The organism is Brevundimonas sp. Root1279, from assembly GCF_001425945.1.
Taxonomy (GTDB): Bacteria; Pseudomonadota; Alphaproteobacteria; order Caulobacterales; family Caulobacteraceae; genus Brevundimonas.
This window is the reverse complement of sequence record NZ_LMEB01000008.1, coordinates 70,365-82,813: the sequence shown is the minus strand read 5'-3', so window position 1 is coordinate 82,813 and position 12,449 is coordinate 70,365. Positions and strand designations below refer to the sequence as shown.

Genomic DNA, 12,449 nt, shown 5'->3' with positions numbered 1-12,449 from the left:
GCTTGATGCGCCGTCTTGGTCTCCTTGTCAGAGCGTCGACGCTGATGTGGCTGCGGGGTCAACATCAGGATCCGAAAGCCTCCGCCCTCCGTAGGTCCGTTGCCTGCGGCGCTAAATCCTTGCAGTGTTAACGATTGCGCGGGCGTTTGCGTTCTCGCATCGGGGGAACGTCATGGTCGAGCGCGTCGGGTCGTCTTTCTACGACTATCTGGAAGGGGGCGACGAGGCCGACCTGATCTCCGGCATGGGGGGCGACGACAGCCTGTTCGGCTACGGCGGCGACGACGTGATCGAAGGCGGGGATGGCGACGACGGCATCACGGGCGGTCTGGGACGGGATAACCTCTACGGCGGGACAGGGGACGATCGTTTCTACGTCAACCAAGGCGATGACGCCGACGGCCTCGACTTCCTCATCGATGGCGGTGAAGGCAACGACTACCTCTACATCAGCCGTCGCCAGACGACGGCCAACGTCACGCTGGATTTCTCGAACCCGGCGGTCGACCAGAATTACCATGGCACGATCCTGCGCAGCATCGAGGAGATCCGCTTCATCGGCGGCTCCGGCGTCGACACGATCACGGGCGGGGCGCTGGACGACTACATCGACGGCGATGTCGGCAATGACGTCCTGGTCGGAGGCGCGGGGAACGACTGGCTGGAGGGCTGGACGGGCAACGACTCCATGTCCGGCGGCGACGGCGACGACCGCATCTACAGCGACGCCTATACCGGCCTGTCGGGCGAGCATGACCTGCTGATCGACGGTGGCGCGGGGACGGACTACGCCCGGATCAACATGGCCTTCGCCACCGGGGCGATCACCTTCAGCATCGCCAATCCGTCGATCGACCAAGTCATCAACGGCACTGTGGTCCGGGGAATCGAGCAGATCACCTACGACGGCGGCGCCTTTGCCGACACGGTCACGGGCGGGGCCCTGGACGACGTCATCAGCGGCTACGGCGCCAATGACGTCCTTTCCGGCGCAGACGGCAAGGACACGCTGGACGGCGGCATCGGCAACGATAGCCTCGACGGCGGGGACGGCGACGACACCCTGTATGGCGGCCTGGGGAACGACGTCCTCGTGGGGGGGCTGGGCAACGACATGGTCGTCGGGCAGGACGGCGTGGATTCCCTGTCCGGCGGAGACGGCGACGACACCATCTATACCGGCATCGCGGACGGCACGCGCGACACCCTTGTCGATGGCGGGACCGGCAACGACTATGTGGTCGTCGACCGGACCGCCGCGACCGCGGCGCTCGTGTTCAACCTGACCCTTTCGGGCGACCAGACCGTCGACGGCACGGTCTTCCGCAGCATCGAGCGGACCTTGTTCGCCGCCGGCTCCGGCGCGGACCAGCTGAGCGGCGGCGCGCTGAACGACGAGCTTCAGGGCAGGGCCGGCAATGACGTTCTGGTGGGCAATGGCGGCGACGACCGCCTGTTCGGCGAGGACGGTGATGACAACCTGACCGGCGGCGACGGGGCCGACATGCTGTCGGGCGAGGCGGGCGTAGATGTCCTCACCGGCGGAGCCGGAATTGACACCCTCTACGGCGGCGCGGGCGCCGACAACCTGTCCGGCGACGGCGACGGCGACTTCCTGCTCGGCGGGGACGGGGCGGACACGGTCGCCGGCGGCGACGGGAACGACGAGCTCCAGGGCGGCATCGACAACGACGTGCTAACCGGCGGCGCGGGCGACGACCGGCTGTTCGGGGACGGCGGCGACGACAGTATGAGCGGCGGCGACGGCGACGACCTGATCGTCTCGACGGGTCTGGCGGGCGAGGTCAACGACAGCCTGATCGACGGCGGCCTCGGGCTGGACATCGCCCATATCGACCGCACCCTGGCCAGCGTGGCCATCACGCTGAACTTCACCCTGGCTGAGGTGGGCAACGCCGCCGGCACCGTCGTGAGGAACGTCGAGGTCGTGAAATTCGACGGAGGCTCGGGCGTCGACACCGTCACGGGCGGTGCGCTGAACGACGTCCTGTACGGCTACGCCGGAAACGACATCCTGTCCGGCGGCGCCGGCAATGATGAAGTCCAGGGGATGGGGGGCAATGACACCCTGTCCGGCGGGGACGGCGACGACTTCGTCGCTGACACGGCCGGCGCCGACAGCCTCTCCGGCGGCGCGGGCGACGACGTCGTCTACAGCCTCATCCAGACGGGCGACACGGCGCGGGACACCCTGATCGACGGCGGGGCCGGGCTTGATCTGCTGCGGATGGACAATACGCTGCTGACGACGGCGCTCGCCTACAACGTCAACCTCGCGACGGATCAGACCGTCGGCGGCACTGTCGTGCGCGGATTCGAGACGATCCAGTTCCTGTCCGGTTCCGGCGCGGACACCCTGACCGGGGGCACCAATCACGACCAGCTCTATGGCAACGGCGGCAATGACGCTCTCATCGGCGGCGCGGGTGACGACATCCTGTCCGGCGGCGCGGGCGACGACGTCATCACCGACGGCGCGGGCGCGGACAACATCGACGGCGGAGACGGCAATGACCGTCTGATCCTGACCGGCGCGCGCACTGACTATTCGTTCTCGGACGAGCTCGGCGTGGTCACCATCATCGACCTGCGGACGGGCAGTCCGGATGGAACCAACCGGGTGGTGGGCGTCGAGACCGTGACCTTCTCGGACGGCACGTTCGCCATGCTGGACGTCGCCCTGCGGGTGGTGAACGGCACCGTCGGCGCCGATAATCTCAACGGGTCGTCAGCGGCGGATTCGATCAGCGGCCTGGACGGCAACGACACCCTCAACGGCCAGAACGGGGCTGACGTCCTGCTGGGCGGAGACGGCGACGACACGATCAACGGCGGCATCGACAGCGCGGGAACCCGCGACCGGCTCATCGACGGCGGAGCGGGCCTCGACTTCCTCACCCTGCAGATGTCCTCCGGGAGCGGGGCCGTGACCCTGAACCTGAGCGACGCGGGCGCCAGTCAGGTCGCCGACGGAATCGTCATCCGAGGGATCGAGCGCCTGACCTATTTTGGCGGGTCGGGGGTCGACACGATCACGGGCGGAGTGCTGAACGACTACCTTCGGGGGGGCACGGGGGGCGACGTTCTGGCCGGCGGCGCAGGCTCCGACGATATCAACGGCGACGCGGGCGCCGACTCTCTGTCAGGCGGGGAAGGCGACGACTATCTGACGGCGGACACCACCGACACCCTTCTGGATGGCGGAGCGGGGGTCGACTATCTCAACCTGACCAGCGCCCTGACGACGGCCTACACCTTCAGCATCGCCGATCCGTCGGTGAGCGCGGTGTTCGGCCCGACGACCGTGCGCGGCATCGAGCGGCTGTACTTTACCGGCGGCAGCGGCGTGGACACCATCACCGGCGGCGCCCTGGTCGATGACCTGCGCGGCGGCGGCGGCAATGACGTGCTGACCGGCGGGCTTGGGGGGGATTCCCTGTCCGGAGAGATCGGCAACGATACGCTGCACGGCGGCGCCGGCGGCGACAGCATGTACGGCGGCGCCGGGGACGACACCCAGAACGGCGGCGATGATGGGGATTATCTCAGCGGCGACGCCGGCAATGACATCCTGCGCGGCGACGCGGGGGACGACGGTCTCGACGGCGGCCTCGGTATCGACCAACTGTTCGGCGGCGACGGGAACGACACCCTCACCAGCCTGGTCAGCTTGTTCGATTGGGCCACATTCACCGACGTCGTGGACACTGTCCGCGACAGCCTGATCGACGGCGGAGCCGGCATTGACTACGCCCGCATCGAGCGGACCGGCGCGACCGGAAACATCACCTTCAGCATCGCCGACCCGTCGGTCCAGCAGGTCTTCGACGGCCTGACCCTGCGGAACGTCGAGCGGATCGACTACATTGGCGGCTCGGGCGCCGACAACGTCACGGCCGGGGCTTACAACGAGATCCTCGACGGCGCGGCGGGCAATGACACGCTGAACGGCATGGGCGGGGACGACACCCTGACCGGCGGGCTTGGCAGCGATATCCTGAACGGCGGAGCCGGCGATGACGAGATCGACGGCGGTCTGGGCAGCGACGCCCTAACCGGCGGCGACGGCAATGACGTGCTCGTCAGCACCCAGTCCTATGAAGACCCGAACCTGGGGACCTTGATCGACAGCGGCCGGGACACATTGGTCGACGGCGGCGCAGGGTTCGACTCGGCGAGGATCGATCGGCTGAGTGCCACGGTCGCGATCACCTTCAGCATCGCCGACCCGAATGTGCAGCAGGTCGCCGACGGCCTGACCATCCGCGGCATCGAGAGCATTATCTACGGCGGCGGGTCGGGCGTCGACACCATCACCGGCGGCGCAAGCTATGACAACCTGTCCGGCAATGCGGGCAACGACGTCCTGTCGGGGGGCGACAGTGGAGATTCCCTAGATGGCGGCGAGGGCTCGGACACCCTGAACGGCGACGCCGGCGACGACTATCTCCGGGGCGATGCCGGGGACGACATCCTGCGCGGGGGCAATGGCGGCGACGACCTGACCGGCGGCCTTGGCGGCGACCGGTTGGAAGGCGGCGCGGGCAACGACCAGTTGTCCGGAGATACGTTCGACACCCTTCTGGACGGCGGCCTCGGCACGCTCGATTCCCTGAGCCTGAACCGCAGCGACTCCACCGCCGGCATCACAATCGACCTGTCGCTGACCGGCGACCAGGCGACGGGCGCGACGGTCATCCGGGGCATGGAAAACCTCGTCTTCACGGGCGGCTCGGGCGTGGATCAGATCATCGGCGGCGCGACCGGCGACAACCTGACCGGCGGCGCGGGCGACGACATGCTGCGCGGCATGGCCGGAAACGACACCCTGAACGGGGGAGTCGGCGCGGACACGCTGACGGGTGAAACCGGCGACGACCGCCTGACCTTCGACGCGGCGGATCTGATCGCCTCCGGCGGCGACGGCCAGGACCGCGCCTCGATTGATGTCTCGACGGTGACGACCAGCCTTGTGCTGGACATCTCGAACCCGGCTGCAACCTCGATGTTCGGCACGACCGCGGTCAGCGGGTTTGAGCAGCTCGAATCCTACATCGGCGGCTCGGCGGCGGACGCCGTCACCGGCGGCGCGCTCAGCGACAACATCCAGGGACGCGCAGGCTCCGACACGCTGCTGGGCGGCGGTGGCGACGACACCTTGAGAGGGGACGACGGCGACGACCTGTTGGAAGGCGGCACCGGGGTGGACAACCTCCAGGGCGGCAACGGCGCGGACACCCTGCGGGGCGGAGACGGCAACGACAGCGTCTCGGGCGCATCGGGCGACGACGTTGTCGAAGGCGGAGCTGGCACCGACTTCCTGTACGGCAACGCCGGTGTCGATTCCCTGTCCGGCGGAGACGGCGACGACAATCTGCAGAGCGACAATGAAACGCTCGTCGATAGCCTCATCGACGGCGGCGCAGGCCGGGACACGGCCACCATCGACCGGCGCAACATGACCACGGGCGTGGTCTTCAGCATCGCCGATTCCGCCGTAGACCAGAACGTCGGCGGCACGATCGTCCGCGGCGTCGAACTGATGACCTACCGGGCCGGATCGGGCGACGACCAGGTGACCGGCGGCGCCTTCAACGACGTGCTCTACGGCTACAGCGGCGCCGACACCCTGCGGGCCGGGGCGGGGGTGGACCAGCTCTTTGGCGGCGAGGGCGACGACACCCTGGACGGCGGCATCGACAATGACACCGTCAATGGCGAGAACGGCGACGACACCCTTGCGGGCGACGGCGGCGCCGACCTGCTCAGCGGGGGCGCCGGCGACGACGTCATCGACGGCGGACAGGGCGCTGATACGATCGCCGGCGACGCGGGAGCGGACAGTCTGTCGGGCGGAGACGGCGACGATGTCATCACCAGCGACGCGACGGATACGCTGATAGACGGCGGCGGCGGCAGCGACTTCGCCACCATTGTCCGCACCAACCTGGACGGGGCCGTGCTGAGCATCGCCGATCCGGCGGTCGAACAGGTTTCGGCCGGTCTGACGCTGCGCGGCGTCGAGCGGATATCCTACAGCGGCGGCGCGGGGGCGGACATCATCACCGGCGGCGCCCTGGCCGACACGATATCGGGCAACGGCGGCGCCGACGCCCTGGCGGGCGGGGGCGGTGTCGACACCCTGGCCGGCGGGTCGGGCGACGACGTCCTGTCCGGCGGAAGCGGCGGCGACACCCTGCAGGGCGGGGAGGGGATCGACCTTCTCAGCGGCGACGACGGCGATGACACCCTGTCCGGGGGCGGCGGCGCCGACACGTTGAACGGCGGCGCGGGCGCCGACGTCGTGGAAGGCGGATCGGGCGTAGACGTCCTGTCCGGCGGAGACGGCGACGACAGCCTGTACAGCCGCAACACCGGCGACGGCACGATGGACTCGGTCATCGACGGGGGCGGCGGGACTGATTTCGCCCTGATCGACCGCAGCAACGGCTCGGCCGCGGCCAACTTCAACTTCGGCGCGGCCTCGACCACCTCGGACGGCACGACCGTGTCGGGGATCGAACGGGTCGAATATCTGGGCGGATCGGGCGTCGACACCATCGTCGCGACGGCGGGGGACGATTCCCTCAGCGGCAACGCGGGCGACGACGTTCTGGACGGCGCTGCAGGGTCGGACATCCTCGCCGGCGGCGCGGGCACGGACCTGCTCACCGGCGGCACGGGCGGCGACACCCTCGACGGCGGCCTCGGCGTCGACAGCCTGTCCGGCGGAGACGGCGATGATGTGCTGAGCAGCCGTGACCATGGCGACGGCGCGCGCGACAGTCTGATCGACGGCGGCGCCGGGATCGATCTGGCCCTTGTCGACCGCTCGACGACAGCCACGGCCATCACCCTGACCATCGCCAATCCGGCGACCAGCCAGGTGTTCGACTCCACCACGCTGCGAAACATCGAGCGGCTGGACTATACGGGCGGGACGGGCATCGACACTGTCACGGGCGGAGCCCTGATCGACGTGCTGCGCGGCATGGCCGGAAACGACGTCCTGCGGGGCGCCGCGGGAGCGGACACGCTCGACGGCGGCGAGGGCCTCGACCAACTGTTCGGCGACGCCGGCGCGGACTCGATCCAGGGCGGCGGAGGCAACGACACGATCGACGGCGGCGACGACAATGACGCGCTCGACGGCGGACGGGGTTCGGACTCCCTTTCGGGGGGCGCGGGCGACGACGTCCTGACCAGCATCAGCTACGACGACGGGTTGCGCGACAGCCTGATCGACGGCGGATCGGGTACGGATCACGCGCTGATCGACCGCCAGACCAGTACCGTGGCCATGACCGTCTCGATCGCTGTTCCGGCGACGACCCAGACGTTCGACGGGACCCAGTTGCGCAACGTCGAGCGGCTAAACTGGCTCGGCGGGTCGGGTGTCGACACCGTGACCGGCGGCGCGCTCGACGACCGGATCGAGGGCTTCGCCGGCAACGACATCCTGTCAGGCGGCGCGGGCACGGACACCCTCCTGGGCGGCCTGGGAAATGACAACCTGACCGGCGGCGCAGGCAATGACACCCTGCAGGGCGCGGAAGGAACCGACACCCTGTCCGGCGACGCGGGCAATGACACCCTTCGCGGCGGCGCCGACGCGGACACGCTGAACGGCGGCGACGGGATCGACCAGCTGTTTGGGGACGAAGGGGCCGACACCCTCGCTGGCGGTCTGGGCGCCGATACGCTCGACGGCGGAAACGGGGCGGACTCCCTGTCCGGCGGCGACGGAGACGACACCATCACCTCCGGGGTACTCGACGGCGCGGATACGCTGATCGATGGCGGCGCAGGCGTCGATGCCGCCATCCTGGACTGGCGGCAGGCGCTGGCCGACATCACGCTCAGCCTCGCCAATCCCGGCGTCAGCCAGGTCGCCAACGGCACGACTGTCGTCGGAATCGAGCGGCTGTCGAACTACATCGGTGGTCAGGGCGCCGACGTGATCACCGGCGGCGCTCTTGCCGACACCATGAACGGCGCATCCGGCAACGACGTCCTGGTCGGCGGCGGCGGCTCGGACACCTTGACGGGCGAAGGCGGCATCGACAGCCTCAGCGGCGGCGACGGCGACGACACCCTGAGTTCGCTGGACGGTTTCGACACTCTGATCGACGGCGGCGCCGGCGTGGATTTCGCGGAGATCCACATGACCGCGGCCGAGGCCTCCCTGGTCTTCAGCCTGGTAAACCCCTCTGTCGACCAGATCGTCGGCGCCACGACCCTGCGCAACGTCGAGAGGATCAGTTTCCAGGGCGGAACTGCGGCCGACGACCTGACGGGCGGCGCGCTCGACGACATCCTGACCGGCAACAACGGCGACGATCTCCTCAGAGGGGGCAGCGGTGCGGACCGGCTGACGGGCGGTTCGGGAATTGACAGCCTGTTCGGCGAAGACGGCGACGACACGCTGTTCGGGGACCTCGACGACGCCATCCTCGACGGCGGCGCTGGGATCGACTTCGCCACCCTCAGCCTGTCGGGCGCAACGGTGAGGCTGACGCTGGATCTCACCACGCCCTCGGCCGACCAGACGGTCTTCGGGACCGTGATCCGCAACGTCGAGCGCATCACCATGTTCGCCGGCAGCGGGGCTGACATCTTGACCGGCGGAGCGCTTGCCGACCAGTTGACGGGCAATGCCGGCGACGACGTGCTGAACGGTGCGGGCGGCGGCGATACGCTGAACGGAGGCCTCGGGGCCGACAGCCTGTCGGGGGGCGCGGGAGATGATCTGGTGACGGCCGATGCGTCCGACCTGCTGGTGGACGGCGGCGCGGGCCTGGACCTGCTGACCCTGACGGCTACGGCCCAGACCAATGTGCTTGATATGAACAATCCGAATGCGCAGTTCGGGTCGCTGACCATCCGCAATATCGAGCGGCTGAACTACACCGGCTCGAACGGCGGGACCGATTCCGTCACAGGCGGCGCCGGCGACGACGTCATCTCCGGCCAGGCTGGCGACGACATCCTGCGCGGCGGTCTGGGCGTCGACAGCCTGAACGGCGGCGACAACAATGACGTCCTCGACGGCGGTGCGGGCAACGACACCCTTCAGGGCGTGGCCGGCGACGACATCGTCAGCGGCGGCGAAGGCGACGACAACGTCTTCGGCGGGGCAGGGCGCGACACGGTCGACGGCGGGGTCGGTGCCGACCGTCTCTACGGCGAGGCGGACGACGACCGGCTCTCGGGCGGCGACGGCGACGACCAGCTTAACGGCGGCGCCGGCAACGATCTGATTGACGGCGGCGCCGGCGTCGATCGGGCCGACATCACCTTCAGCAATCTTGCCACCGCCGTGGTCTTCACCTTCGCCAGCGACATGACGCTTCAGACGGCCGAGGGGCTCGACACCTTCGTCTCGATCGAATCCGTCCAGGTGACCGGCGGATCGGCAGACGATCGGCTGACCGGCGGCGCCTTCGACGACCGGCTCTTCGGCCAGAACGGATCGGACATCCTGATCGGCGGCGCGGGGGCCGACTACCTCGACGGCGGCGCGGGGGCCGACCAGCTGTTCGGCGGCGACGGCGACGACCAGTTCTATGACATGACGGGCGTCAACATTCTCGACGGCGGCGCCGGGATCGATCTGGTCACGATCAACCTGTTCGGCGCGACCGCCGGCCTGTCGTTCGAACTGACCGAGGGCGCCGTCCTGAACACCACAGGCGGCAGTTCGACCCTGTACGCCATCGAGCGCCTGTCCGCTTCCGGGTCCGACCACGCCGACCGGTTCATCGGGGCGGGCTATGTAGACCAGCTGACCGGGGGCGCCGGCGACGACATTCTGGAAGGACGGAGCGGCGAGGATGTCCTGTCGGGCGGGGCCGGGCGCGACACGCTCGACGGCGGCGACGGCGATGACACCCTGGGCGCTGACGCGGACGATTTGTCGGTCGAAGGCGGGGCGGGCGTGGACATCGTCCAGTTCTCCCATGCCGGGGCTGACGGGATCACCGTCGCCTTCACCGCCGGCGCGGCCGAACAGACCGTTCTCGGGGTGCTGGTGCGCAACGCTGAACGGCTGACCCTCACCGGGGGGATCGGCGACGACTTCATCAGCGGCGGCGCGCTCGGCGACAGCCTGACCGGAGGAAACGGCAGTGACGTCCTGGTCGGGAACGCCGGCGACGACATCCTGCGGGATACGGGCGTCGGCAGTGACCGGCTCGAGGGCGGAGCCGGAAGCGACGCCCTGACCCTGACGCACAACGCCGGCGCCAACGTCACCAGTCAGGCCGTGCTCGACGGGGGCGACGGGGATGACGTCATCCTGCTGAATTGGCTGAGCACGGCGATCGCGACGCTCAACGCCTCGACTGTCAGGGGCGGCGACGGCGCCGACACGGTGCAGGTCGGGGCGATGAACAGTGGTGCGATCGACCTCGGGGCCGGCGACGACGTTATCGAGTTCGGGGCCTTCAACGCCGTGTCGGCCGTCCTCACCCTTGGAGCTGGCGTTGACCGGATCATCCTCGGCTCGAGCAGCGCCGGGACGCGGATCGTGACCGACTTCCAGATCGGTCCGTCGGGAGACGTCATCGACTTCAGTCGTCTCGGCTTCGTGGGCGATCCGTTCGCGACCGGCCGCCTCGCACTCGTTCAGAGCGCTGGGGACGTCCTGGTTCAGGTCGATGGGGTCACGGCGCTCGTGCTGCACAACGTCGATCGCTCCGCCATGACCGCCGCCAACACCGGCGGTTATCCGCATCCCTATGGACTCTCCGTCACCGGCACGTCAGGGGCTGACACCCTGCTTGGCGGCGCGGGCGACGATCTCCTTGTCGGTCGCGGCGGCAACGACGTCCTCAACGGCGGCGCCGGGATCGATACGTCCGACTATTCGTCCGCCACGGTCGGCATGCGCGCCCAGCTCAACAACGGGACCTCGTCCAACGACGGCGAAGGCGGCACGGACACGCTCACGGGGATCGAGAACCTGACCGGCTCGGCCTTCAACGACGTCCTGATCGGCGATGCGAACACCAACGTCCTGCGCGGCGGCCTGGGCGCCGACACCCTGCTCGGCCTGGCTGGAAATGACGTCATCTGGGGCGGGACCGGCGCGGTGAACCAGGTCCAGGGCGGGCTCGGCGACGACCGTTACATCCTCGAGGCCAATGACTCCGTCGTCGAGGTCGCCGGCGAAGGCGCCGACACCATCGAGGCCCGGATCAACGCCTATGTGCTGGCGCTGAACGTCGAGAACCTCGTGTTCACCGGGACCGGAAACTTCGCCGCCACCGGCAACGCCCAGGCCAATACGATCACCGGCGGCGCGGGGGACGACAACCTGCGTGGCCGCGGCGGGGTGGATGTGCTGCACGGCGGGGCGGGGATCGACACCGTCGACTACACCCTGGCCGCGGCCGGGGTCACCGCGCGGCTGGACCTGATGCGCGCCACCAATGACGGCGACGGCGCGACGGATACGTTCAGCGGCGTCGAGAACCTGACCGGCTCGGTGTTCAACGACCTGCTGATCGGCAACGCCGGCAACAATGTCCTGCACGGCGGCATCGGCACCGACACCCTGCTCGGCTTCGGCGGCGACGACATCCTGTGGGGCGGTTCGGGCGGCGGCAACAACCAGCTGCAGGGCGGAACGGGCAACGACTACTATGTGCTGGACGCCTTCGACACCTGCGTTGAGTTGGCCGGCGAAGGCATCGACACGGTCGAGGCGCGCATCGGCAGCTACACCATGGGCGCCAACATCGAGAACCTGCTGTACGTCGGCGGCACCGGCACCTTCGTCGGCACCGGCAACGCGCTGAACAACACCATCACCGGCGGGAACGGCAACGATATCCTCAGGGGCCGCGGCGGCAACGACGTGATCAATGGCGGCCTCGGCAAGGACGAGGTGCAGATGCGTGGGCTGGCGGCGGACTACACGGTCGTCGCCGAGGGGTCCGGCTGGCGCATCACCGACAGCGTCGCCGGCCGCGACGGCTCGACCCTGGTCAGCTCCATCGAGGTGATCCGCTGGGCCAACAATCAGGTGCGCCTGCTCAGCTATCCGCCGGTCTCGGCGACCCCGGGCGAACCCGCTGACACCGGCCCCGAGGTGAGCCCGCTGCTGATGGACGAGCTGTTCGGCAAGGATGGGGACGCCTTCGTCCTGCCAGCGCTGGGCGACGACCTCGCCCAGGTCCTGCCGGGCCTGGCCGACGGTAAGGACGGCCTGGCCTATGAGGTCCTGCCGGCCCCGGCCGACAAGCTGTTCCTCGGTCTGGAGGACCGGCTGGCGCATCTGCCCCAGCCGGGGACGCTGATCGTCGATCTCGACGGCGGGATCCCACGCGCTGGCGACGACTGGGCCACCTGATCCCTGACGGCCGAGCCTGGGGAGGCTCGGCCGCAACGGCCTTTAAGGTCCGCTTTCCGCTGCCGGATCAAAT

1 protein-coding gene is annotated in these 12,449 nt (G+C 69.0%); it reads left to right on the top strand.

Annotated features, from left to right (window positions below; translation table 11 throughout):
* Positions 1 to 172 precede the first annotated feature (172 nt).
* Positions 173 to 12,376 (top strand): calcium-binding protein, encoded by a 12,204-nt coding sequence (locus tag ASC65_RS17730; protein WP_056453740.1) that lies wholly within the window; start codon positions 173 to 175, stop codon positions 12,374 to 12,376.
* Positions 12,377 to 12,449 lie beyond the last annotated feature (73 nt).